Origin of the sequence: Nocardia takedensis NBRC 100417, assembly GCF_000308695.1 — a bacterium.
Taxonomy (GTDB): Bacteria; Actinomycetota; Actinomycetes; order Mycobacteriales; family Mycobacteriaceae; genus Nocardia; species Nocardia takedensis.
Map to the genome: position 1 here is coordinate 43,818 of NZ_BAGG01000021.1, position 21,890 is coordinate 65,707.

Genomic DNA, 21,890 nt, shown 5'->3' on the forward strand with positions numbered 1-21,890 from the left:
TGGCTGCCAGGTGGGGTGCCTGTGCAAGCTCAGAATCAGCTTTGCCGACTGGTCGTTGAGCTGATCGGGATCATGCGAGCAGTCGAGCCAACGTTCATCTATCGCAACCATCGAGCCCCCCCGGACTGTTGCGAGTCGTCCGCTGACCACTTGGTGAGCGCGTCAACGGTGCGCATCAGCAGCTCTAGGGATGGGCGCTCTACCCTGCTGTTCGGGTACGCATGTGACCCCGGAATGCGTTGCGGTAGAGCATGCATGATCGGTTCCCCTCGATAGATTCCCCTGTTCAGGTTCAATGCTGCGCGTGCGAACCGATCCGAACCACGGCGCACAAGATGTACCTACGATGCGTTTATGCGCAGACAGCGACTGATCGAGGCTCGGAAGGCCACCGGCAAGACTCAGGAACAGATTGCCGCAGAGGTCGAAGTCGACCGTACGACGCTGGGTAGATGGGAACGCAACGAGGGAACCCCGCACCCGGTGCAGCGCACCAAATATGCTGAGTCGCTGGGCATTACGATGGATGAGCTGTCAGCGATGCTCAGCAGCGTTCCCGCGGTGGAGGGTGAAGTGCCGGAGTGGTTGTCGACCTATCTCGGAATGGAGCAGTCTGCAACATCGATCCGAAGCCATGAGCCCAGAGCGGTCTACGGATTGCTTCAAATCCCAAGTTACGTAGAGGCATTGGTGAGCCGTATCGGTGTCTCCGGAGTCTCGGACACCTACGTGCAACAAGCCGTAGATCAACGCTTGCACCGACAGAAGCGGGTTCGATCAGGTGAGCTTGAACTGGACGTGATCATGCCCGAATCTGCCTTGAGGCTCAGGGTCGGGACACCGGCAGTGATGGTTGATCAACTGTCGACCCTGGCCGAACTGTCGCAGTTGCCGAACGTCACGGTGCGAGTGACCACCTATGACGCTGGACAGTACGAGGCGCGTCGGCTCAACTGCTTCTCAATCATGAGTCATCCGTGGGGATCACCGAGAGTGCATTTCGAGTCCTATGCCGGCGGGCGTTGGATAACCGATGCCGAAGAGGTGGGATACTTCGGTAGCGCATACGACCACGGGGCAAAGGTAGCTCTGAATCCCAAAGAGTCGCGCAAGTTCGTTCTAGGGCTAGCGGAGGAGTGGAAACACCGTGGATGACCTCAACACGCTCGACTGGCGAGTGTCGAGCTTCACCGACAACGGCACGTGTGTGGAGGTTGCCGGTACGCCTAGCACTGTCTACGTCCGCAACAGCAATGCCCGCGATGCCGGAACCGTCGCCTTCACTCGTGCGGAGTGGTCAGCCTTCCTCGAGGGCGTCAACGCCGGGGAGTTCGACCAGTTCGGCTGAGTCTGTGCCCGCCCCCGGCGGCGGGAAGCGTCATCGTGACCGGGCCGGCCACCACTAGGTCGGCACCTTCGGCTGCCAGATGAACGCGCACGATTCCGAGTACTCGCGCGCGCCCTGGCTGCGGTGCATCTCTGTCAGCCCACACGCATCTGACACGCCCGCGCAGCGACGCAGGCGATCACGTCCCCCCGGCGAATCCCGCCTGCCGCCACGCCTCGTACACCGCCACCGCCGCCGCGTTCGACAGATTCATCGACCGCCGTCCCGCCACCATCGGAATCCGCACCCGCGCCGTGATCCGCGGATCGGCCAGCACTTCCTCCGGTAACCCGGTCGGCTCGGTCCCGAACAGCAGCACATCCCCTTCCTGATACTCGATATCGGTGTATCGGGCCTCGGCCTGCGTGGTGAACGCGAAGACCCGCGCCCCCTCCACCGCCGCCCAAGCCCGCTCCAGACTCGGATGCACCGTCACCGAAGCCAGATCGTGGTAATCCAACCCCGCCCGCCGCAACTTCGCCTCCGACAGATCGAACCCCAACGGCTCCACCAGATGCAGCTCACACCCCACCCCGGCCACCAACCGAATGGCATTCCCGGTATTTCCCGGAATCGCGGGCTCATGGAAAATCAGTCTGAACACAGCTATCCAGTCAACCAGGCGCGATGGCGGACGCCGCAACCATGTCGGTCGCGGACGTTGGGCTCGCCGCTATCACCACCGGCCTCGTGATCGGCAGCCCGGTTTCCAAGGATGCGGGTCGCATGCGAAAAGGAGGGCGAATGCGTGAGGGCGGCTGCCTGTGTGGGCATATTCGTTATCGGGCCGAGGCCGAGGCAATTTGGCCGCATCTCTGTTCGTGCGCGCACTGCCAACGCCTGGGGGCACTCCGGTGATGGCGTGGGTCGGGTTCCCCGAGGCCGCGCTGAGCTGGGTCGGCGTCGGCGGCGAACCGCGATGGTTCGAGACCTACCCCGGGATCGGGCGCGGTTTCTGCCCGGTCTGCGGTTCCACGGTCGCTTCGCGCGGTGACGCGGCGGGTGGCGTCGGCGTGACGATGATGTCGCTCGACGACCACTCCGACCTGGTCCCCGTCCACCAGTCGTTCAGCGCCGACGCCGTCCCCTGGCTCGCGCCGATCGAGAGCACCGACGACGGCGACTGAACACCTGACGCTCTGCGGGCAGGATCGAATCGAGCTTCGCTGGGGCGATCAGGGCCGGCTCCGCACGCTCCCGAACCTGATATCTGCTGTGCGGCAGTCGCTTCCGGTGACGAATCGTTCTCGCGAAGACGTTCGGTGCGGAGTAGTTCTTCGGAGCGGGCGGCGAGATCTGTTTCCGCGGTCAGGATTCCGGCGAAGGTGAGGCGGCGGCGGGACTCATCGCGGGTCAGTTGTGGCAGGTGTCGTCGTCGTTGTAGAGGAGCATCTGGGTCACCTGGGCGGTGGGGGGACTCTGCAGGCGCAGGCCGAGGAAGCCGTAGTGGACGGTGGGGTCTTCGGCGAGGTCGGCGGAACTCCAGTTGTGGCCGAGGGTGAGGGTGGGGTAGGCGGCGCGGACCTCGTCGAGGGTGGAGCCGACGGTTATGCCTTCGGGGGTGGTGGCGGGCAACTTGTTGTGCATGATCGCGACGATCTTGCCGTGTTTGGTGAAGCCGCTCGCGCCCGACGTGGTGGTGTAGCTGCCACAGCCTTCCGGATCGCCGCCCATGTCCTCAAGTTTCGCGATCTCGCCGGTGGCCTGGGCGTCCATCGTGGTCATGCCCAGGCGCAGCGCGCCGTAGCCGCGCGGGCCGAACACGGGGGAGGAGGTGTTGGCGGCCGACGGGGCCGCGACGGCCGGGGTGGCGGAGCCGGTGACGTCGTCCTCGCCGCAAGCGGTGAGAGCGGTCAGCAGCGCGGCTGCGATGACGGCACGTGCGATACGCATTGATTCCCCCGATCGTCCCCGATGAACAGGTTCCGCCGGACCGGTGGAACCCGCGTACGGTGCTCCAGTCTGGTGCCGCCCACCCGCGCGGGTCAAGGCGACACGGACCGGCACGCCGGCGCGAACCACTGCCGCGCGCGGAGGCAGCGGGCCGCAGCCGGGTACGTCGGGGCAGGCCACTGCACGGCGCGTAGGTGACGAACCCCAGTCCGGCGACGCGGGGGGCCGGGACCGTCCGGTCCCGGTCTGCGACAATCGGACCGTGAACGATGTCGAATCCGCCGCCGGGAGGCAGTCGAGTGCGTGGGGGCAGTTCTTGCGCTGTCACCTGCCGATGGTGGTGGTGACGCTCGTGATCGTGGTGGCGGTGGTGTTCGTCGCCCAGGATCGCTGGCGGCGCGGGGCGTTGTTCTTCGGCGGTGCGACGTTGTTGGCCGCCGCTTTCCGGTTGTGCCTGCCGACGGCGCGCGTCGGACTGCTGGCGGTGCGCAGTCGCCCGTTCGACGTCGCCGCGTTGACCCTGCTGGGATCGGTGATCGTCACGCTGGCCGCGACCATCACCACCATCGGCGTCGGCTGAGCGCCCCGCCGAGGCGAGACGACCCGAGGGCAATCCGATCCGGTTCGATCGAACCGCCGAGGCGATCGGAACCCGGGCGCTCCGAACCGCGCAACCGACCGGATCCGAGCCGAAACCCGCCCGCTCTCAGCGGTGTTCGCGCGCCAACCGCATGGTCTCGATCAACAGCTTCGAGACCGCCGCCGCTTCGGTGAGGAATCCGTCGTGTCCGTCGCGGGAGTGCAGGATCTCGAGCCCGTCGCATCCGGGCAGACCCTCGGCGAGTTCGCGCTGGGTGTGCAGCGGGTACAGCCGGTCGGAGTCGACGCCGCCGACCACGCACGGCACGGGGGTGGAGGCCAGCGCCGCGGCGATCCCGCCGCGGCCGCGTCCGACGTCGTGCCGGTTCATCGCCTCGGACAGCAGTACGTAGGTGGCGGGATCGAAACGGGCGCACAGCTTCTCGGCCTGGTATTCGAGGTAGCTCTGCACCGCGTAGCGGCCGCCCGCGCGCGGGTCCTCGCCGTCCTGCGGGTCGTTGGCGAAGCGGTGGTCGAGTTCGCCTTCGGTGCGGTAGGTGAGGTGGGCGATGCGCCGCGCGATGCCCATGCCCGCGGTGGGGGCGCGGCCGGTGCCGTGGTAGTCGCCGTTCTGCCAGTCCGGATCGGCTTTGATGGCGGCGATCTGGGTGGTCTGCGTGCCGATCTGGTCGGCGGTGGCGCGGGCTCCGACGGCCAGGATCAGGGCGGCGGTCACGCGTTCGGGCGCGCCGATCATCCATTCCAGGACCCGCATGCCGCCCATCGAGCCGCCGACGACGGCGGCGAGGCGGTCGATGCCGAGGACCCGGGTGAGGGCGATCTCGGCGGTGACCTGGTCGCGGATGGAGATCTCGGGGAACCGCGCGCCCCACGGTTTCCCGTCGGGGGCGAGGGCGGCGGGGCCGGTGCTGCCCATACAGCCGCCGAGGACGTTGGTCGCGACGACGCACCATTCGTCGGTGTCGACGGCGGCGCCGGGGCCGACGAGTCCGTCCCACCATCCGGCCTGCTGGTGGGTCTCGTCGGCCGGTCCGGTGACGTGCGAGTCGCCGGTGAGCGCGTGTTCGATCAGCACCACGTTGTCCAGGGCGGGGGACAGTTCGCCCCAGCGCTGCACGGCCAGTCGCACGTCGGGGATGATCGCGCCGTTCTCCAGGGCGACGTCGCCGATCGGGACGACGCCGAGACGTCCGTCGGGCGGGGGTAGTAGATCCGCTCCGGTGGCGGGTCGCCCGGTGCCGGGTTGGGTGCCCGCGATCACGTGGTCGCCGCCGCGAATCCGGCGCGTAGGTCGGCGAGGATGTCGTCGATGCCCTCGATGCCGACGGCCAGTCGGACCAGCCCGGGGGTGACGCCCGCGGCGACCTGTTCGGCGGGGGTGAGTTGCGAATGCGTGGTCGAGGCCGGGTGGATGACCAGCGACCGCACGTCGCCGATGTTGGCGACGTGGCTGTGCAGGGTCAGCGCGTCGACGAATTTCTTGCCCGCGTCGACGCCGCCGCGCAATTCGAAGGACACGATCGCGCCCGCGCCTTTGGGGGCGAGTTCCTTCGCCCGCGCGTGCCAGGGGGAGGAGGGCAGTCCGGCGTAGTGCACGACCACGACCTCCGGGTGTTCGGCGAGGAATTCGGCGACGGCGACCGCGTTGGCGACGTGCCGTTCGACGCGCAGGCTCAGCGTCTCGAGCCCTTGGGCGATGAGGAAGGCGTTGAACGGTGATACCGCGGAGCCCAGGTCGCGCAGCAGTTGCACGCGCGCTTTGAGGGCGTAGGCGGGTGCGCCGAGGTCGGCGAAGACCGCGCCGTGGTAGCTGGGGTCGGGGGTGGTGAAGCCGGGGAAGCGGGACGAGCCGTTCTCGTCGCGCACCGTCCAGTCGAAGGAGCCGCCGTCGACGAGTACGCCCGCGATGGCCGCGCCGTGGCCGCCGAGGTATTTGGTGGCCGAGTGCACGACGATGTCGGCGCCGTGGGCCAGCGGCTGGATCAGGTAGGGCGTGGCGACGGTGTTGTCCACGATGAGCGGGACGCCCGCGGCGTGGGCGACGTCGGCGATGCCGTGGATGTCGAGGACGGCGCTGCTCGGGTTGGCGATGGTCTCGCCGTAGAGGGCCTTCGTGTTGGGCCGGATCGCGGCGCGCCACTGCTCGAGGTCGTCCGGGTTGTCGACGAAGGAGATCTCGATGCCGAGTTTGGGCAGCGTGTAGTGGAACAGGTTGTAGGTGCCGCCGTAGAGCTGCGGGCTGGACACGATGTGGTCGCCCGCGCCCGCGAGGTTGAGGATCGCGAAGGTCTCGGCGGCCTGCCCGGAGGACACCAGCAGCGCGGCGACGCCGCCTTCGAGCGCGGCGACGCGCAGTTCCACCACGTCCTGGGTGGGGTTCATGATCCGCGTGTAGATGTTGCCCGGTTCGGCGAGCCCGAACAGCGCGGCGGCGTGCTCGGTGTCGCGGAAGGCGTAGGAGGTCGTCTGGTAGATCGGCAGCGCCCTGGCGCCGGTGGCCGGGTCGGGCGTCTGGCCCGCGTGCACCTGTTTGGTCTCGAAGGACCAGGCGGCGGGGTCGATCGGGGACGGAGTGGCGTCGCTCATGCTGTGCTCCAGGGGAGAGGGTTGTTCGCCGGACCGACGGTCATCGCGGGGCGCGGAACGGACAACGACACATCGGGGATACCTCCTGAACAGCGCGCTTGCTCCCGGCCTTCGGGAGCCCGGTCATCACCCGGAGCACCCCACCGCAGCTGGAGGGTTGCCGTCCAGCTAGCCGGGGCTTGACGCTGGCACTCATGACCCGTCGAACATCGTAACCGGCGCGCGCCCGGTGCTCGAAATCCGTCCGGTCGTCCCGCTCGCCCGGACGGCGTCCCCTTCCCGGATGATCGCCGGAACGTTGCCGGGCCCGCGCGGGCCGAGCGCGCCCACCGGCCGCGCGGACCGCGCCGGAGCGGCCGCGTGGGCCACCGCGGGACGGTGCGCCGCGTCACCCCGGACCTACTTGTGGGTAACAAATCACAGCTCACACCCGGTACGCTGCGAGGTCCCGCACAGTGGCACCTCCCCGCGCGGTGAACGGGGCAGCAGCAGTACGCTTGTCTTGTTTGCACCACACGTCCCGCCGACAACGCGGGACATATACGTTGTCTGTTGGAACAGCTGGGGTCCGCTCACAAGCGTGTTCGCCTGGCCGTGCAATGAGGGCACCATCCTAGGAGGACACGAAGATCCATGTCCAAGATCAAGGTTGAAGGCACCGTCGTAGAACTCGACGGCGACGAGATGACTCGGATCATCTGGCAGTTCATCAAGGACAAGCTGATCCACCCGTATCTCGACGTGAACCTCGAGTACTACGACCTCGGCATCGAATACCGTGACAAGACCGACGACCAGGTCACGATCGACGCCGCGAACGCGATCAAGGAACACGGTGTCGGCGTCAAGTGCGCCACGATCACCCCGGATGAGGCTCGGGTCGAGGAATTCGGCCTGAAGAAGATGTGGCGCTCGCCCAACGGCACCATTCGCAACATCCTCGGCGGCACGATCTTCCGCGCGCCCATCATCATCTCGAACGTTCCGCGTCTGGTCCCCGGCTGGACCAAGCCCATCATCATCGGCCGCCACGCATTCGGCGACCAGTACCGCGCCACCGACTTCAAGGTGTTCCAGGCGGGCACGGTCACCCTCACCTTCACCCCCGAGGACGGCAGCGAGCCGATCGTCCACGAGGTCGTGAAGATGCCCGAGGACGGCGGCGTCGTCATGGGCATGTACAACTTCAAGAAATCCATCGAGGATTTCGCGCGGGCCTCGTTCAACTACGGCCTGCAGCAGAACTACCCGGTCTACATGTCGACCAAGAACACCATCCTCAAGGCCTACGACGGCATGTTCAAGGACACCTTCCAGGAGGTGTTCGACGCCGAGTTCAAGACCCAGTTCGACGCGGCCGGGCTCACCTACGAGCACCGCCTCATCGACGACATGGTCGCCTCCTCCATGAAGTGGGAGGGCGGCTACGTCTGGGCGTGCAAGAACTACGACGGCGACGTGCAGTCCGATACCGTGGCGCAGGGCTTCGGCTCGCTGGGCCTGATGACCTCGGTGCTGCTGACCCCGGACGGCAGGACCTGTGAGGCCGAGGCCGCGCACGGCACGGTGACCAGGCACTACCGCCAGCACCAGCAGGGCAAGCCGACCTCGACCAACCCGATCGCGTCGATCTTCGCCTGGACCCGCGGCCTCGAGCACCGCGGCAAGCTGGACAACACCCCCGAGGTGATCGGCTTCGCGCAGACCCTCGAGGACGTCGTCATCAAGACCGTCGAGGGCGGTCAGATGACCAAGGACCTCGCGCTGCTGGTCGGCGGCGATCAGGGGTATCTGAGCACCGAGGAGTTCCTCGGCGCGCTCGACGAGAACCTGGCCCGCGCGCTGCGCTGAGCCGGTCCGGGGCGGGTCACGAGCCCGCTCCGCCTCCGGCGCTGGGGCATCCCCGGCGCCGGACCCCACCGGGCACCCGCCCACCTTCCACGGTGGTTCGGGTGCCCGATTTCGTTCCCGGGAGTGGCTCAGCTCACCTCGGATCGGGATGATTTCGCGGCGAACGGCCCGTTGCACACAGACGTGACCGATTCCGTCGACGCGCCACCGCACCCGTCCGACGCCCGGGTCGATTGGCATGTGCCCGCCATGCTGGCGCTGGCCCTCGGCGGATTCGGCATCGGCACCACCGAGTTCGTCACGATGGGCCTGCTGCCCGATATCGCGGCGGCGATGCAGGTCTCCGAGCCGACCGCCGGGCACGCGGTCTCCGCCTACGCCTTGGGCGTGGTGATCGGCGCGCCCCTGATCGCGGCGCTGTGCGCCCGCGTTCCGCGCAAGCGCCTGCTGATGGCGTTGATGGTGGCCTTCACCCTGGGCAATCTCGCGACGGTGCTGGCGCCGAGTTTCGTCCCGCTCGTGGCGGCCCGTTTCGTGGCCGGTCTGCCGCACGGCGCGTATTTCGGCGTGGCCTCGCTGGCGGCGGCGACGTTGGCTCCGGCGGGACAGCGCGCCAAGGCCGTAGCGGCGGTTATGCTGGGTCTGAGCGCCGCCAACGTTGTCGGCGTTCCCGTAGCGACGTGGTTGGGGCAGCATCTGGGCTGGCGCAACGCTTACGTCGTGGTCACGCTGATCGGCGTGGCGACGGTTCTCGCGCTGCTGCGCTTCGTCCCGGAACTCACCGGGCTCTCCACGACCGATCCCCGCACCGAACTCGGCGCCCTGCGCCGCCCGCAGGTGATCCTGACCCTGGCGGTGGGCGCGATCGGCTTCGGCGGCATGTTCGCCGTCTACACCTACGTCACCACCACGCTGACCGACGTCGCGGGCATGTCGTTGGGGCTGGTCCCGATCGTGCTGATGCTGTTCGGCCTGGGCATGGTGGCGGGCAACATCCTCGGCGGCGTGCTCGCCGATCGCGGCGTGGATCGCGCGATCTTCCTGGCCCTGGTCGCGATGGTGGTCATCCTGGCGCTGTTCGTCGCGGCCGCGCACAACCCGTTCACGGCCGCGATCGGGGCGTTCCTGATCGGCGCGTCCGGTGCGGCGCTCGCGCCCGGCTTGCAGACCCGGTTGATGGATGTGGCCGCCGACGCGCAGACGCTGGCGGCGGCGCTCAACCACGCCGCGCTCAACATCGCCAACGCGGCGGGCGCGTGGCTGGGCGGTCTGGTCATCGCGGCGGGCCTCGGCTACACCGCGCCCGCCGCGGTCGGCGCGGGTCTGGCGGTGCTCGGCGTGCTGCTGTTCGCGGTGACGGTGTGGACCGCACGACGCGCGACGCCGGCCCCCGAGGTGGTCGTCCGGTCGTGAACCGGACCCGCGCGGCAGAACATACACACCTGTACGTAAGTGTAGAATCGACCGAATGACCGGGACCGACGCCACCAAGCCGCGGCGGCGGACGCAGGAGCAGCGCAGCAGCGAGATGCGCACCCGTCTGCTCGACGCCACCATCGACTGCCTGGTCGACTACGGCTACGCGGGCACCACCACGCCCCGCGTCGCCGAGCGCGCGGGCGTGACGCGCGGCGCCCAGGTCCACCATTTCGGGTCCAAGGCCGATCTGGTGGTGGCCGCGGTCAGCAGACTGGCCCAGCGCCGCGCCGAGACGGCCATGCGGGAGATGGACCGCGTGGTCGTCGGGGTGGACCCGCTCGAGGTCACCCTGGACTACCTGTGGGAACTGCACCAGGGGCCGCTGTTCATCGCGACGGTGGAGTTGTGGGTGGCGGGGCGCACCGATCCGGTGCTGGCCTCGGCGATGGAGAAGGTCGAACCGTTCGTGAACAACGCGGTGCTCACGGCGGTGGTCCGTTTCGTGCCCGACGAACTGCGCCGCAAGGAGGCGCGCGATTTCGTCTACACGGCGATGGACGCGCTGCGCGGCATCCTGATCGCCAACTTCATCGATGCCGATTCCGAGCGCGCGCGCCGTCGCTGGCGGCGGGCCTGTGTGCACCTGCGGGCGATGGCGGGTGTCGCGAAGGTCGTCTCGGCCGACTGAATTCCGTCCGTACCCGGTCCCGGTCACACCGTTGTGGTGTTACATACATATCTGTATGTTTGTTTTCATCGCAGGGATCGCCCGCACGGGCGACCGACCCGAGGGAGTTCGATGACGAACAAGGTCTACGTGATCGGCGTCGGCATGACGAAGTTCGAGAAGCCCGGACGGCGCACCAACGAGGACGGCAGCGCCTGGGACTATCCCGACATGGCCAGGGAATCGGGGACCAAGGCCCTCGCCGACGCGGGCATCGATTACCGCGAGATCGAGCAGGCTTTCGTCGGCTACGTCTACGGCGAATCGACCTCGGGGCAGCGCGCGGTCTACGAACTCGGCCTGACCGGCATCCCGGTGGTCAACGTCAACAACAACTGTTCGACCGGGTCCACCGCGCTGTATCTGGCCGCGCAGACCATCCGCGGCGGCCTGGCCGACTGCACCCTGGCGCTCGGCTTCGAGAAGATGCAGCCCGGTTCGCTCGGCTCCACCTGGGACGACCGCGAACAGCCGATGGTCAAGCACATCATGGCGCTGGCCGAGATCTCGGAGGTGAAACTCCCGCCCGCGCCGTGGATGTTCGGCGCGGCGGGCCGCGAGCACATGAAGCAGTACGGCACCACCGCCGAACACTTCGCGCGCATCGGCCACAAGAACCACCTGCACTCGGTGAACAACCCGTATTCGCAGTTCCAGGACGAATACAGCCTCGACGACATCCTCGCCGCGCGGATGATCTACGACCCGCTGACCAAACTCCAGTGCTCGCCCACCTCCGACGGTTCGGGCGCGGTGGTGCTGGCGAGCGAGGATTTCGTGGACCGGCACGGACTGGCCGGGCAGGCCGTGGAGATCGTCGGCCAGGCGATGACCACCGATTTCGCCTCCACCTTCGATGGCACCGCCAAGAACCTCATCGGCTACGACATGAACGTCGAGGCCGCTCGCAAGGTCTACGACCAGTCCGGCCTCGGTCCGCGCGACTTCCAGGTCATCGAGTTGCACGACTGCTTCTCCGCCAACGAACTGCTGCTCTACGAGGCCCTCGGCCTGTGCGGGGAGGGCGAGGCGGGCTCGTTGATCGACGCCGGAGCCACCACCTACGGCGGCACGTGGGTCGTCAACCCGTCCGGCGGTCTCATCTCCAAGGGCCACCCGCTCGGCGCGACCGGGCTGGCCCAGTGCTCCGAACTGACCTGGCAGTTGCGCGGCGCGGCCGACCGCCGCCAGGTCGACGGTGTCACCGCCGCCCTGCAACACAACATCGGACTCGGCGGCGCGGCCGTCGTCACCGCCTACCAGCGCGCCGAGCGCTGAGCGAGGGGAATCGTCATGGGACACATCGAAGCCACCAAGGACGTCGCGGCCGCGCCGGAGGCGCTGTGGGCGGTCGTGGCCGACCCGCAGACCTGGGAGCGGTGGTTCACCATCCACGAACGGTTCCTCGAAGAACCGCCCGCCGCGCTCGCGCCCGGCGCGAAACTCGTCGCCAAGATCGTCATGCTCGGGATGGCGAACACCCTGGAGTGGACGGTCGTCGCCGTGGACGCGCCGCATCGGCTCACCCTCGGCGGCAAGGGCATGGCCGGTGTCGAGACCGAATTCAGTTTCGACATCAGGCCCGGGGCCGACGGCGGCAGCACGATCGGCGTCTCCGGCGATTTCACCGGCGCGCTCATCAAGGGCGCGTTGGGCAAGGCCGTGGAGAAGGACGGCCTGGCCCAACTCGATGCCTCCCTGGACAAGCTCGACGCGCTGGCCGCGGCCTGAGGCGGCGACGGTGACAGCCGAATCCGCGGCCCGCGCGGTCGAATTCGACGACAGCGGTCTCGACGTCTGGTCCGAGGAGCACATCTTCGAGGTCACCGCCGACCGCATGGCCGAGTACGCGGCGGCGGTGAACGATCCGATCCCGGCGCACCGCGACGGTGCGATCGGGTCGCCGGTCTTCGCGATCGTCCCCGTCTTCGAGGCCATGCTCATGCCGGTGCTCGAGGTCGCGCCGCTGAACATCTTCGGCCGGGTCGTGCACGGCGAGCAGGATTTCCACTTCCACCGGCCCATCCGCCCCGGTGATCGACTGGTCTCGCGGGCCAAGGCCATCGGCTACACCGCGCGTCCCGCCGGGTCCACCATCACGATCCTGGTCGAATGCCGGGACGCGGCGGGCGAACTGGTCAACGAGCAGTACTTGACGGCCTTCTTCCGCGGCATCGACGCGGGCCGCTCGGCGGGCCTGATCGCGCCGACGCACCGCATCGAGAACACCGGGGACGAACCTGTCGCCGCGGTCCACGCGCACGTCGACCAGGACCAGACCTTCCGCTATTCGGCGGCTTCCGGCGACCCGGTGCCGCTGCACCTGGACGACCAGGTCGCCAAGGACGCGGGCCTGCCGGGCATCATCGCGCACGGCCTGTGCACGATGGCCTTCGCCTCCTGGGCGGTGCTCACCTCGGTCGGCGGGTCCGACGCGCACCGAATCAAGCGCCTCGCGGTGCGTTTCGCCGCGCTGGTCTTCCCCGGCGACGACTTGGAGACCAGGGTGCGCCGCGTCGGCACGACAGACGGCGTCACCGCCTACACCTTCGAGACCGTGCGCGGGGCGGACGTCGTCCTGAGCGACGGCCTCGCCGAGATCATCGAGTGAATCGGAGAGATCCATGACAGCACTGCACGGCAAGGTCGCCGTCGTCACCGGCGCCGGTCGCGGGATCGGCCGCGAGCACGCGCTGCTGTTCGCGCGCGAAGGCGCGATGGTCGTGGTGAACGACCGCGGCGGCAGCAACGCCGGCGAGGGCGAGGACGCGAGCCCGGCCGAACAGGTCGTCGCCGAGATCGTCGCCGCGGGCGGCAAAGCCGTCGCCAACACCGACGACGTCGCCGACTGGGACGGCGCGCGCAACCTGGTCGACCAGGCGGTCAGCGAGTTCGGTGGCCTGGACGTGCTGGTCAACAACGCGGGCATCCTGCGTGACACCTTCCTGGCGAGCATGGACGAACAGCAGTGGGACGCGGTACTCGCTGTGCACCTCAAAGGCCATGCGGCCGTGCTGCGTCACGCCGCGGGCTACTGGAAACAGCGCAGCAAAGCCGGCGAACAACCGCGGGCCGCGGTCGTCAACACCGCCTCGGCCTCCGGCACCACGATGCCCAACGCCGGACAGGCCAATTACGGTGCGGCCAAAGCGGGAATCGCCGCCCTGACGTTGGTCGCCGCCGACGAACTGGCCCGCTACGGCGTGCGCGTCAACGCCATCGCGCCGATCGCGCGGACCCGCCTCACCCTGGCCACGCCCGGCATGGGCGCGATGCTGGCCGCGCAGGCCGAGGGATTGGCCGAGGGGGAGTTCGACGCGTTCAGCCCCGCCAACATCTCCCCGCTGGTCGGGTATCTGGCCTCGGACGCCTGCTCGATCACGGGAAAGGTGTTCGCCGTGCAGGGCGGTGCGATCTCCGAACTCGCGGGGTGGCACGACGTGAAGACGATCGAGACCGACGGATCGTGGACCATCGATGACATCGCCGCCAGGCTGCCTTGACCCGGCTGCCAGGCTCACGACCCACCCGTTAGGAGACTATCCCGATGTTCGAATGGTCCGAGACCGATCTGCTGGTCCGCGACGCCGTGCGGGCGTTCGTGGACAAGGAGATCCGGCCGAATCTGGACGCCCTGGACAGCGGTGAGCTGCCCCCGTATCCGATCATCCGGAAACTGTTCGCGCAGTTCGGCATCGACGCGATGTCGCAGGCGTCGGTGGAGAAGTCGCTGGCCCGCGAACTGGCCGCCGCCGAGGCCGACCTGTCCGGGCAGCCGGTCCCGGAGTCCGACGAGGGTGACGGCGGCGGCCAGGAATCCATGATGGCCGTGGTGATCAGCGAATTGTCCGGCGTCTGCCTGGGTCTGGTGAGCGCGATGGGCGTGTCGATCGGCCTGGGCGCGGCCACCATCCGCTCGCGCGGCACGCTCGCGCAGAAACAGCGCTGGCTCGCCGACCTGTCGACCATGCGCAAGGTGGCCTCGTGGGCCATCACCGAACCCGATTCCGGTTCGGACGCTTTCGGCGGCATGAAGACCTACGTGCGGCGCGACGGCGAGGACTACATCCTCAACGGTCAGAAGACCTTCATCACCAACGGCCCGTACGCCGATGTGATGATCGTCTACGCCAAGCTGGACGAGGGCGACCCCACCGTCGACAAGCGCGACCGCAAGGTCCTGACCTTCGTGCTGGACAAGGGCATGGAGGGGCTGACCCAGGGCAAGCCGTTCAAGAAGATGGGCCTGCACGCCTCACCGACCGGCGAGTTGTTCTTCGACAACGTGCGCCTGGGCCGCGACCGGCTGCTGGGGGAGAGCGAACAGCCCGCGGGCGGCGACGGCCGCGACAGCGCCCGTTCCAGCTTCACCGCCGAACGCATCGGCGTCGGGTTCATGGCGCTGGGCATCATCGAGGAGTGCAGGCGGCTGTGCGTGGACTACGCGCGTAGTCGCACGCTGTGGGGGCAGGAGATCGGCCGGTTCCAGCTGGTCCAGTTGAAGCTGGCGAAGATGGAGATCGCCCGGATCAACGTGCGCAACATGGTCTTCAGCGTGTTGGAGCGCGGCCGGGCCGGGAAGCCGCCGAGTCTGGCCGAGGCGTCGGCGATCAAGCTGTACGCCTCGGAGGCGGCCACCGAGGTCGCCATGGAGGCGGTGCAGTTGTTCGGCGGCAACGGCTACATGACCGAGTACCGCGTGGAACAACTGGCCCGCGACGCGAAGTCGCTGATGATCTACGCGGGCAGCAACGAGATCCAGGTGACCCACATCGCCAAGGGTCTGCTGGCCTGAGACCGACGGCCCGGGCGCACGCGTCCGGGCCGTTCCGGTTCACACGGCGCGCAGGGTGGTGCGACTGGCGTAGACGTGTTCGGCGATGAGGGTGGCCATGCGGTCCGGTGCTTCCAGCATCGGCACGTGACCCACCCCGTTGATCAGGATGCGGTCCGCCGAATCCGGCAGTTCGCGCAGGTAGCGTCGGGCGTAGGTGCGATTCGGGATGACCCGGTCGTATTCGGCGAGCAGCAACCGCACCGGGGTGCGCAGCGAGCGCAACTCGCCCAACCCCACGCCGCGCAGGTCGCTGCGCAGCACCGGCAGGATCACCTCGCAGTGCAGCGCCGAGGTGATCGCGCCCGCGAATTCGCGCCGGGGAGCCGCAGCGAAGTTCTTGGTCAGCCACAGGGCCGCGAACCGCTGCGTCACCGGGTTGTTCGCCGCGAAACCGCCCAAGCGCTTACCGATCTCGAGCAGCGGCAGCAGCGAGGCGAACTTCAGACCCACCCGGACCTGGGCCAGTGACGGCGTGCTCCACCCGCCCGCGGGCGCGATCAGGGTCAGCGTGCGGGCCCGACCGCGCCGGGCCAGCTCCAGACCGATCCGCCCGCCCAGCGAATTGCCCGCGATATGGCAGGTGCGCCAACCGAGTTCGTCGAGTTGGGCCTCGACGCGGTCGGTGAGCGTGGCGATGTCGGTGCCCCACCCGTCGGAGACGTCGCTGCCCCAGTGCCCGGCCAGCGCGGGCGCGAACACCTCGCACTGGGTGGCCAGGCGCATCGCGGTCTGCTCCCAGCAGTGCGGTGACAGCAGGAACCCGTGCAACAGCAGCAGCGGGTCGCCGGAGCCCGTGTGCAGGGCTTTCATCGGTTTCGGCCGGGCGTCGACGGGGACGCGCTTCGGGGGCGATTTCTTCTTCGCCGGTGCGGGCGCCGCGGCCTGCTTCTTCGATGTCACACCGCGCGCGGCGAGAACCCGGGGCTTGGAGGCATCGGACGTCATCGTCGTCACCCCTTCCTGGACGCAGGTGTCCGAGGTGGGTAGATCCTCCCTACATTGTACGGTCGACAGGTGGCCAACATCATCTCTACGGTGAACGTCAACGGCGTTCGCGCCGCTACGGGCAAGGTCGGCAAGGGGATGCTCGAGTGGCTGGCGGCCACCGAAGCCGACATCGTCTGCATCCAGGAGACCAGGGCGACCGACGCGCAGACCAGGGCCGCGCTGGCCCCCGCGCTCGCCGAGGGGTGGTATCTGACCCACGCCGAACCCGGCGTCAAGGGGCGCGCCGGCGTCGGCATCCTGTCCCGGCGCGAACCCTTGGCGGCCCGCGTCGGTCTCGGCAGCGCCGAATTCGACGGGGCGGGCCGCTACGTCGAGGCCGACTTCGAGGACGTCACCGTCGCCAGCGTCTACGTGCACACCGGCGAGGCGGACACCCCCATGCAGGACGAGAAGTACCGCTTCCTCGACGCCATCGGCACGCACATGCTGTCGCGCACAAGCGATTTCGTCATCTGCGGGGACTGGAACGTGGCGCACACCGAGCTCGACATCAAGAACTGGAAGGGCAACGTGAAGAACTCCGGCTTCCTGCCGGGGGAGCGGGCCTGGATCGACGGCGTGCTGGCGGCGGGCTACGTCGACACCGTGCGCGCGCTGCACCCCGAGGTCCCCGGTCCCTACAGTTGGTGGTCCTATCGCGGCCGCGCCTACGACAACGACGCCGGGTGGCGCATCGACTACCTCTTGGCTCGGGGGGAGATCGCCGCCCGTGCCAAGCAGGCCGTGGTCGAGCGCGCGCCCACCTACGCGCTGCGCTGGTCCGACCACGCGCCCGTCACGGTGCAGTACCGATGACCGGGCCCTGGAAGCCCGCGCGGGTGCTGTCCGCGGTCCTCGGGGTCGCGGTGGTGATCGTGGCCGCGGTGCTCGGCTTGCGCACCGACGGCGACAGCGAACCGTCGACGGCCGGACCCGCCCGTACCAGCGCCGTGCACACCCTGGCCCCCGGTGCGGCCGCGGTCCCGGTCGCCTCGCAGACCGCGGCCCCGCCGACGAAGGTGGCGGGCGTCCCCGAACGCGCCTACTCGACGCTGGTCGAGATCGACGCGGGCCGCTGGCCGGATTCGGCGAACGCGCCGGGGACCAAAGGCGGGGAGCGCTGGATGAACCGCGGCGGCGACCTGCCGCGCAGTGATCCCCAGGGCCGCGCGATCACCTATCAGGAGTGGGACGTCAACCCCAAACAGCAGGGCAGATCCCGCGACGCCGAACGCATCGTCACCGGCAGCGACGGATCGGCCTGGTACACCGGCGATCACTACGCGACGTTCACTAGGATGCGCTGATGACGAAGTCGGTTCCGTTGTCGCAGTTCCTGGCCCGTCCCGCCGCCGTGGGCGCGGCCCCGATGGTCGCCGCGGTGGGCAAGTCCGCGGGGCCTGCGCTGGGCGCCTTACCGGTGGACGCGGCCGAACTCAGCGCCGTGCGCCACCGCGCGCCGGACGGATACCGCACGCGCGAGGTGCGCGCGGCCAAGATGCGGACCGCCGCGGGCGTGTTCGACGAATTCGCGGCCGCGTTGCAGTTCCCGTACTACTTCGGCGAGAACAAGGACGCTTTCGACGAATGCCTGCGCGACCTGGACGAATTCCTGGGCGCCGCGCCGGGTTACGTGGTGGTCGTGCGCGGTCCGTTCGCCGCGCTGCTGGCCGACGAGCAGTCCCAGCGCGAGTGGTTCCTCGCCGCGATGCGTGACTGCGCGGACTACTGGGCCAACCGGCAGGTGGCTTTCCGCGTGGTGTTCCAGGGGGCCTCGCCCTCGCCGCGGGTGTCCACGCTGTCGCTGGACTGACTAGCGCTCTCGGCCCGCCAAGTCCTCGCCGAGCAGGACGAACACGTCGGTGGTGTGGTCGACGAGTTCGTCGCGGGTCATCGGCAGTTCGCCCTGGATCCAGCCGGTGAGGGTGTGGATGAGCCCACCGACCAGGTAGGTGGCCCGGAAGTCGACCGCCGGGTCGACCTGGGCGTCGGCGATCCCGTAGAAGCCGATGCCCTCGGCGGCGACCAGTCGCGAGAAGACCCGCGCGGTGTCGGTGATGCGGGTCCGCAGTTCCGCGGTGGCCAGTCCGTCGATGAACGACACCCGCGCTTTGCGCGGGTCGTCGGTGAGCAGGTGGATGCCCGCGGTGATGGCGGCGTGCGCTTTGGCGCGCGAGTCGTCGGGGGCGGTGCGCAGCGCCTCGACGATCGCGACGGCCATCTCGGCGGCGATCCGGTCGATCACCGCGGTCAGCACCGCGTCACGGCCGTCGAAGCTCTCGTAGTAGTAGCGCTCGTTGAGGCCGGCCTGCGCGCACAGCCCCGACACCGTGAGTTTGGCGAAGCCGTGGGTGCCGATGAGTTCGAGGGCGGCGTCGAGCAGGGCCGTGCGGCGCTGGGCGCGACGTTCGTCGGCGGAGACACCGCCGTAGGTCCGCTGCGCAGTCACCGGTCGATTCTGACACGCCGCGCGACTCGGCCGGCGCGGTTGCCCTTCGCGAGAATCTGGAGGATTCTATTGCCAGATGTGCTCGACGAGGAGGCTCCCATGTCCGACGCCGGCTATTTCGCCGACCATTCGATGATCCGGCGGGTCATGAGCAAGCGGGCCGTCGGCCTGACCTACGGGCAGCGCGCGCTCGTCGTCGGCGCGGTCAACCCGCTGCTGTTCGTCGGGACGGCCGAGAGCACCGAACACCGCATGACCCCCTACACCCGCCTCGCGCTCACCGGGAAGCTGTTCGAAGCCGTGTTCCTCGGCAGCAAGGCCGAAGCGGATCGCGCCCTGGCCTACACCACCAAGAAGCACGCGAAAGTCGTCGGCGCGCTGCCCGAGGACGCCGGGGTGCACCATCCGGCGGGCACCGGCTATTCCGCCCTCGACCCGCACCTGATGTTCATGACCATGGCCTTCACCTTCGACTCGGCCGAGGTCATGCACGACCTGCTGGTGCGCACCCTCACCGACGGCGAACGCGACGCCCTCTACCGCGACTACGTGCGCTGGGGCGAACTGTTCGGCATGCCCGCCGACGCCGCGCCCGCGACCTACCCCGAATTCCGCCGCTGGTACGACGCCTATCTCGACTCCGAGCGGCTGTTCCTCACCGACGAAGCCCGCCTGGTCGGCGCCTACCTCGCGGGCGCGCGCGTCCCGTACCCGCAGCGCCCGCCCCTCCAGCAGGTCACCTCGGCGTTCTACCTGCTGGTGCAGGGCAGCCTGCCGCCGCGCGTGCGCGACCTCTACGGCATGCGCTGGGGGCTGGCCGAACAACTGGCCCACCGCGCGCTGGCCGCCGGAGTGCGGGCCGCCCACGTGGCCCCGCCGCTGGTCCGTCCGGTGCTGCGCGACACCCTCGCGGGCCCGAGCGCGCCGCTGTACAAGCTGGTGTCCAAGCGTGAACACGCCCTGCACCGCAGCGGCCGCCCGAGCATGCCGGGCATCGAACCGCGCGAACGGGCGGCGCGGAATTCCGCTTGAAGGTCATGGGAAGATCGGGACATGTCCAGTCCCGCGCAGTCCCCGGCCGCGGACCGCAAACAGCGCGTCCTGTCCGGCATCCAGCCCACCAGTGAATCGTTCCATCTCGGTAACTATCTCGGTGCGCTCCAGTACTGGGTGACCATGCAGGACGACTACGAGGCGCTGTACTTCATCCCCGACCTGCACGCCATCACCGTGCCGCAGGACCCGAAACAACTGCGCGCCAGGACCAAGGCGGCCGCCGCCCAACTGCTCGCCCTCGGCATCGACCCGAAGAAGTCGACGCTGTTCGTGCAGAGCCAGGTGCCCGAACACGCGGAACTGGCCTGGGTGCTCAGCTGTATCACCGGATTCGGTGAGGCGAGTCGGATGACGCAGTTCAAGGACAAGTCGGTCAAACAGGGGGCCGACAACGCGACCGTCGGCCTGTTCACCTACCCGGTGCTGATGGCCGCCGACATCCTGCTCTACCGCGCGCACCAGGTCCCGGTCGGCGAGGACCAGCGCCAGCATCTCGAACTCACCCGAAACCTGGCCCAGCGCTTCAACACCCGCTTCAAGAAGACCTTCGTGGTGCCCGAACCGCACATCGTCAAGGGCACCGCCAAGATCTACGACCTCCAGGACCCCACCTCGAAGATGAGCAAGTCCGCCTCCACCGACGCGGGCCTGATCAATCTGCTCGACGATCCGAAGGTCACGGCCAAGAAGATCCGTTCCGCGGTCACCGACACCGAACGCGAGATCCGCTACGACCCGGAGACCAAACCGGGCGTCAGCAACCTGCTGGTCATCCTGTCCTCGCTCACCGACACCCCGATCGTTGCTTTGGAACGCGATTTCGCGGGTAAAGGCTATGGTGACCTGAAATCCGACGTGGCCGACGCTCTGGTCGAGTTCGTCACGCCGCTGCGGACCAAGGTGCAGGAGTACTTGGCGGATCAGGGCGAACTCGACCGTGTCCTCGCGGGCGGAGCCGAACGGGCACGGGAGATCGCAGGCAACACCCTCGCACAGGTCTACGACCGAGTGGGTTTCGCGACCCGCTGATCCCGGTCGCACCCGCGAGGTTCCGGTCGAAGGGGCTGAACGGTGCAGGTGATCGACAACATCAAGGCCGGGGTCGAGCGGCGGGTCCAGGCGCGTCCGTGGCTGGACCATCTGATCCGCGCGGGCGGGCGCTATCAGCGGCAACGCGGCGACTACTACGCCGCGGGTATCACCTATTTCACGGTGCTGTCGTTGTTCCCGCTGCTCATGGTCGCCTTCGCGGTCGCGGGGTTCATCCTGTCGAGCAGGCCGGAACTGCTCACCGAGATGCAGGACAAGATCATCGAGAACATCCCCGGCTCGCTCGGTGACCAGATCAACGAGTTGATCGACCAGGCCATCAACTCCCGCGGCACGGTCGGCATACTCGGTCTGCTCGGCGCGGCCTACGCGGGCCTCGGCTGGATGGCCAACCTGCGCGCCGCCCTCACCGAACAGTGGGACCAAAAGACCCAGGAACCCAACTTCCTGCTCAGCAAGATCTCCGACCTCGGCGCGCTACTCGGTCTCGGACTCGCCTTCGTGGTGTCGTTCGGGCTCTCGGCGCTCGGGTCGAGCACGCTGGGCGCGCAGGTCCTGGAACTGCTGAATCTCGACGGCCTGCCCGGTGCGCGGTGGCTGCTCGGCCTGCTCTCGATCGTGCTGGCGCTGCTGGCCACCTGGGCGGTGTTCGCCTGGATCATCGCCCGACTGCCGCGCGAACCGGTCACGGTGAAGAGCGCGGCCAAGGCGGCGCTGCTCGCGGCGGTGGCCTTCGAGCTGTTCAAATTCGTCGCCACCATCTACTTGCAGATCGTCCTGCGCAGCCCGGCGGGCGCAACCTTCGGCTCGATCATCGGCCTGATGGTGTTCAGCTACATCACCTACCGGATCATCCTGTTCGCGACCGCCTGGGCGGCCACCGCCTCGGACAACCTGCACGAGGCCGACGTGCCCGCCCCGGCCCCGGCGGTCATCCGGCCACGGGTCACCTCGAGCACGGGCGTCGGCGGGATCTCCGCCGCGGCCTCGTTCGGCGCGGGAGCGTTGGCGGCCTTGGTCCTCAGCCGGTTCCGCAAGCGCTGACCGG

The 21,890-nt window shown here is 68.6% G+C and carries 25 protein-coding genes and 1 riboswitch; of the genes, 19 read left to right on the forward strand and 6 right to left on the reverse strand.

Annotation, left to right across the window (positions count from 1 at the left end):
* The first annotated feature begins 354 nt into the window (after positions 1-354).
* Positions 355-1,155 (forward strand): helix-turn-helix domain-containing protein, encoded by an 801-nt coding sequence (locus ON30_RS37155; RefSeq protein ID WP_083911148.1) that lies wholly within the window; start codon positions 355-357, stop codon positions 1,153-1,155.
* A complete protein-coding gene (locus ON30_RS05150; RefSeq protein WP_040704608.1) occupies positions 1,148-1,348 on the forward strand; it encodes a DUF397 domain-containing protein in 201 nt (66 codons plus the stop codon). The genes ON30_RS37155 and ON30_RS05150 overlap by 8 nt, the downstream gene beginning before the upstream one ends.
* Before the next feature lie 178 nt (positions 1,349-1,526).
* Here ON30_RS05150 and ON30_RS05155 read toward each other — a convergent pair whose 3' ends face one another.
* Entirely contained in the window at positions 1,527-1,991 is a 465-nt protein-coding gene (locus ON30_RS05155; protein WP_040704609.1) for a tRNA (cytidine(34)-2'-O)-methyltransferase, read from the reverse strand.
* Positions 1,992-2,131: 140 nt separating this feature from the next.
* On the opposite strand from ON30_RS05155, the gene ON30_RS42490 reads away from it, so the two are divergent.
* Both ON30_RS42490 and ON30_RS05160 read left to right on the forward strand, forming a co-directional pair.
* On the forward strand, positions 2,132-2,245 hold the full coding sequence (locus ON30_RS42490) for a GFA family protein (protein ID WP_444543690.1): 114 nt from the start codon (positions 2,132-2,134) through the stop codon (positions 2,243-2,245).
* Positions 2,245-2,514 carry a GFA family protein gene (locus ON30_RS05160; RefSeq protein ID WP_218006237.1) on the forward strand — a complete coding sequence of 90 codons (270 nt, stop codon included), beginning with the start codon at positions 2,245-2,247 and terminating at the stop codon, positions 2,512-2,514. The genes ON30_RS42490 and ON30_RS05160 overlap by 1 nt, the downstream gene beginning before the upstream one ends.
* 226 nt (positions 2,515-2,740) lie before the next feature.
* Here ON30_RS05160 and ON30_RS05165 read toward each other — a convergent pair whose 3' ends face one another.
* On the reverse strand, positions 2,741-3,280 hold the full coding sequence (locus tag ON30_RS05165) for a hypothetical protein (RefSeq protein WP_040704612.1): 540 nt from the start codon (positions 3,278-3,280) through the stop codon (positions 2,741-2,743).
* A 334-nt stretch (positions 3,281-3,614) separates the two neighbouring features.
* Between ON30_RS05165 and ON30_RS05170 the strand changes: the two genes are divergently transcribed.
* Positions 3,615-3,860 (forward strand): DUF3017 domain-containing protein, encoded by a 246-nt coding sequence (locus ON30_RS05170; protein ID WP_051028965.1) that lies wholly within the window; start codon positions 3,615-3,617, stop codon positions 3,858-3,860.
* Between the two features lie 126 nt (positions 3,861-3,986).
* Here the strand turns inward: ON30_RS05170 and metX are convergent, their stop codons facing one another.
* Both metX and ON30_RS05180 read right to left on the reverse strand, forming a co-directional pair.
* Positions 3,987-5,141 (reverse strand): homoserine O-acetyltransferase MetX, encoded by a 1,155-nt coding sequence (gene metX, locus ON30_RS05175; protein WP_245553943.1) that lies wholly within the window; start codon positions 5,139-5,141, stop codon positions 3,987-3,989.
* Positions 5,138-6,466 carry a bifunctional o-acetylhomoserine/o-acetylserine sulfhydrylase gene (locus ON30_RS05180; RefSeq protein ID WP_051028953.1) on the reverse strand — a complete coding sequence of 443 codons (1,329 nt, stop codon included), beginning with the start codon at positions 6,464-6,466 and terminating at the stop codon, positions 5,138-5,140. The genes metX and ON30_RS05180 overlap by 4 nt, the downstream gene beginning before the upstream one ends.
* An 89-nt stretch (positions 6,467-6,555) precedes the next feature.
* Positions 6,556-6,666, reverse strand: a riboswitch (SAM riboswitch).
* A gap of 433 nt (positions 6,667-7,099) precedes the next feature.
* Here ON30_RS05180 and ON30_RS05185 point away from each other — a divergent pair.
* The 8 genes from ON30_RS05185 to ON30_RS05220 all read left to right on the forward strand — a co-directional run bounded on the left by ON30_RS05185 (position 7,100) and on the right by ON30_RS05220 (position 15,258).
* Positions 7,100-8,317 carry an NADP-dependent isocitrate dehydrogenase gene (locus ON30_RS05185; RefSeq protein WP_040704613.1) on the forward strand — a complete coding sequence of 406 codons (1,218 nt, stop codon included), beginning with the start codon at positions 7,100-7,102 and terminating at the stop codon, positions 8,315-8,317.
* A 249-nt stretch (positions 8,318-8,566) separates the two neighbouring features.
* Entirely contained in the window at positions 8,567-9,730 is a 1,164-nt protein-coding gene (locus ON30_RS05190) for an MFS transporter (protein WP_040704742.1), read from the forward strand.
* A gap of 55 nt (positions 9,731-9,785) precedes the next feature.
* Positions 9,786-10,424 (forward strand): TetR/AcrR family transcriptional regulator, encoded by a 639-nt coding sequence (locus tag ON30_RS05195; RefSeq protein ID WP_040704615.1) that lies wholly within the window; start codon positions 9,786-9,788, stop codon positions 10,422-10,424.
* 111 nt (positions 10,425-10,535) lie between these two features.
* Entirely contained in the window at positions 10,536-11,741 is a 1,206-nt protein-coding gene (locus ON30_RS05200) for a lipid-transfer protein (protein ID WP_040704616.1), read from the forward strand.
* Between the two features lie 15 nt (positions 11,742-11,756).
* Positions 11,757-12,194 (forward strand): type II toxin-antitoxin system Rv0910 family toxin, encoded by a 438-nt coding sequence (locus ON30_RS05205; protein ID WP_040704618.1) that lies wholly within the window; start codon positions 11,757-11,759, stop codon positions 12,192-12,194.
* A 10-nt stretch (positions 12,195-12,204) separates the two neighbouring features.
* On the forward strand, positions 12,205-13,074 hold the full coding sequence (locus tag ON30_RS05210) for a MaoC/PaaZ C-terminal domain-containing protein (RefSeq protein WP_040704619.1): 870 nt from the start codon (positions 12,205-12,207) through the stop codon (positions 13,072-13,074).
* A gap of 13 nt (positions 13,075-13,087) precedes the next feature.
* On the forward strand, positions 13,088-13,966 hold the full coding sequence (locus ON30_RS05215) for an SDR family oxidoreductase (RefSeq protein WP_040704620.1): 879 nt from the start codon (positions 13,088-13,090) through the stop codon (positions 13,964-13,966).
* Positions 13,967-14,010: 44 nt separating this feature from the next.
* Entirely contained in the window at positions 14,011-15,258 is a 1,248-nt protein-coding gene (locus ON30_RS05220; RefSeq protein ID WP_040704621.1) for an acyl-CoA dehydrogenase family protein, read from the forward strand.
* 39 nt (positions 15,259-15,297) lie between these two features.
* On the opposite strand, the gene ephH is transcribed toward ON30_RS05220, so the two are convergent.
* Entirely contained in the window at positions 15,298-16,245 is a 948-nt protein-coding gene (gene ephH / locus ON30_RS05225) for an epoxide hydrolase EphH (protein ID WP_083911150.1), read from the reverse strand.
* Positions 16,246-16,314: 69 nt separating this feature from the next.
* Between ephH and ON30_RS05230 the strand changes: the two genes are divergently transcribed.
* Genes ON30_RS05230 through ON30_RS05240 form a run of 3 tightly spaced genes read left to right on the forward strand, consistent with a single transcriptional unit; the run spans position 16,315 to position 18,100 of the window.
* Entirely contained in the window at positions 16,315-17,103 is a 789-nt protein-coding gene (locus ON30_RS05230) for an exodeoxyribonuclease III (protein ID WP_085999273.1), read from the forward strand.
* The gene (locus tag ON30_RS05235) at positions 17,100-17,594 is read left to right on the forward strand and encodes a guanyl-specific ribonuclease (protein WP_040704623.1); all 495 of its coding nucleotides are present in this window, start codon (positions 17,100-17,102) and stop codon (positions 17,592-17,594) included. The genes ON30_RS05230 and ON30_RS05235 overlap by 4 nt, the downstream gene beginning before the upstream one ends.
* Positions 17,594-18,100: a barstar family protein gene (locus tag ON30_RS05240; protein WP_051028954.1), complete on the forward strand. Its 507-nt coding sequence runs from the start codon at positions 17,594-17,596 to the stop codon at positions 18,098-18,100. The genes ON30_RS05235 and ON30_RS05240 overlap by 1 nt, the downstream gene beginning before the upstream one ends.
* Here ON30_RS05240 and ON30_RS05245 read toward each other — a convergent pair whose 3' ends face one another.
* Complete coding sequence (locus ON30_RS05245) at positions 18,101-18,736, reverse strand: TetR/AcrR family transcriptional regulator (RefSeq protein ID WP_040704624.1); 636 nt, start codon at positions 18,734-18,736, stop codon at positions 18,101-18,103.
* Positions 18,737-18,835: 99 nt separating this feature from the next.
* Here ON30_RS05245 and ON30_RS05250 point away from each other — a divergent pair, with 99 nt between their 5' ends.
* From ON30_RS05250 to yhjD, 3 genes are read left to right on the forward strand one after another with little or no spacing between them, the layout of a single operon-like run.
* On the forward strand, positions 18,836-19,768 hold the full coding sequence (locus tag ON30_RS05250; RefSeq protein WP_040704625.1) for an oxygenase MpaB family protein: 933 nt from the start codon (positions 18,836-18,838) through the stop codon (positions 19,766-19,768).
* 21 nt (positions 19,769-19,789) lie between these two features.
* Entirely contained in the window at positions 19,790-20,821 is a 1,032-nt protein-coding gene (gene trpS / locus ON30_RS05255) for a tryptophan--tRNA ligase (RefSeq protein ID WP_040704626.1), read from the forward strand.
* 42 nt (positions 20,822-20,863) lie between these two features.
* Positions 20,864-21,886, forward strand: a complete 1,023-nt coding sequence (gene yhjD / locus ON30_RS05260) for an inner membrane protein YhjD (protein ID WP_040704627.1) — start codon at positions 20,864-20,866, stop codon at positions 21,884-21,886.
* Positions 21,887-21,890: the final 4 nt, after the last annotated feature.

Excerpts from the sequence above, each read along its gene's own strand:
- ON30_RS05215 (WP_040704620.1), top strand. The coding sequence starts at position 13,088 with ATGACAGCACTGCACGGCAAGGTCGCCGTCGTCACCGGCGCCGGTCGC.
- ON30_RS05240 (WP_051028954.1), top strand. The coding sequence starts at position 17,594 with ATGACGAAGTCGGTTCCGTTGTCGCAGTTCCTGGCCCGTCCCGCCGCC.
- ON30_RS05185 (WP_040704613.1), top strand. The coding sequence starts at position 7,100 with ATGTCCAAGATCAAGGTTGAAGGCACCGTCGTAGAACTCGACGGCGAC.
- ON30_RS05235 (WP_040704623.1), top strand. The coding sequence starts at position 17,100 with ATGACCGGGCCCTGGAAGCCCGCGCGGGTGCTGTCCGCGGTCCTCGGG.
- ON30_RS05205 (WP_040704618.1), top strand. The coding sequence starts at position 11,757 with ATGGGACACATCGAAGCCACCAAGGACGTCGCGGCCGCGCCGGAGGCG.
- ON30_RS05190 (WP_040704742.1), top strand. The coding sequence starts at position 8,567 with ATGCTGGCGCTGGCCCTCGGCGGATTCGGCATCGGCACCACCGAGTTC.
- ON30_RS05200 (WP_040704616.1), top strand. The coding sequence starts at position 10,536 with ATGACGAACAAGGTCTACGTGATCGGCGTCGGCATGACGAAGTTCGAG.
- ON30_RS05220 (WP_040704621.1), top strand. The coding sequence starts at position 14,011 with ATGTTCGAATGGTCCGAGACCGATCTGCTGGTCCGCGACGCCGTGCGG.
- trpS (WP_040704626.1), top strand. The coding sequence starts at position 19,790 with ATGTCCAGTCCCGCGCAGTCCCCGGCCGCGGACCGCAAACAGCGCGTC.
- ON30_RS05195 (WP_040704615.1), top strand. The coding sequence starts at position 9,786 with ATGACCGGGACCGACGCCACCAAGCCGCGGCGGCGGACGCAGGAGCAG.
- ON30_RS05160 (WP_218006237.1), top strand. The coding sequence starts at position 2,245 with ATGGCGTGGGTCGGGTTCCCCGAGGCCGCGCTGAGCTGGGTCGGCGTC.
- ephH (WP_083911150.1), bottom strand. The coding sequence starts at position 16,245 with ATGACGTCCGATGCCTCCAAGCCCCGGGTTCTCGCCGCGCGCGGTGTG.
- ON30_RS05180 (WP_051028953.1), bottom strand. The coding sequence starts at position 6,466 with ATGAGCGACGCCACTCCGTCCCCGATCGACCCCGCCGCCTGGTCCTTC.
- ON30_RS05170 (WP_051028965.1), top strand. The coding sequence starts at position 3,615 with ATGGTGGTGGTGACGCTCGTGATCGTGGTGGCGGTGGTGTTCGTCGCC.
- ON30_RS05165 (WP_040704612.1), bottom strand. The coding sequence starts at position 3,280 with ATGCGTATCGCACGTGCCGTCATCGCAGCCGCGCTGCTGACCGCTCTC.
- ON30_RS37155 (WP_083911148.1), top strand. The coding sequence starts at position 355 with ATGCGCAGACAGCGACTGATCGAGGCTCGGAAGGCCACCGGCAAGACT.
- ON30_RS42490 (WP_444543690.1), top strand. The coding sequence starts at position 2,132 with ATGCGTGAGGGCGGCTGCCTGTGTGGGCATATTCGTTATCGGGCCGAG.
- ON30_RS05250 (WP_040704625.1), top strand. The coding sequence starts at position 18,836 with ATGTCCGACGCCGGCTATTTCGCCGACCATTCGATGATCCGGCGGGTC.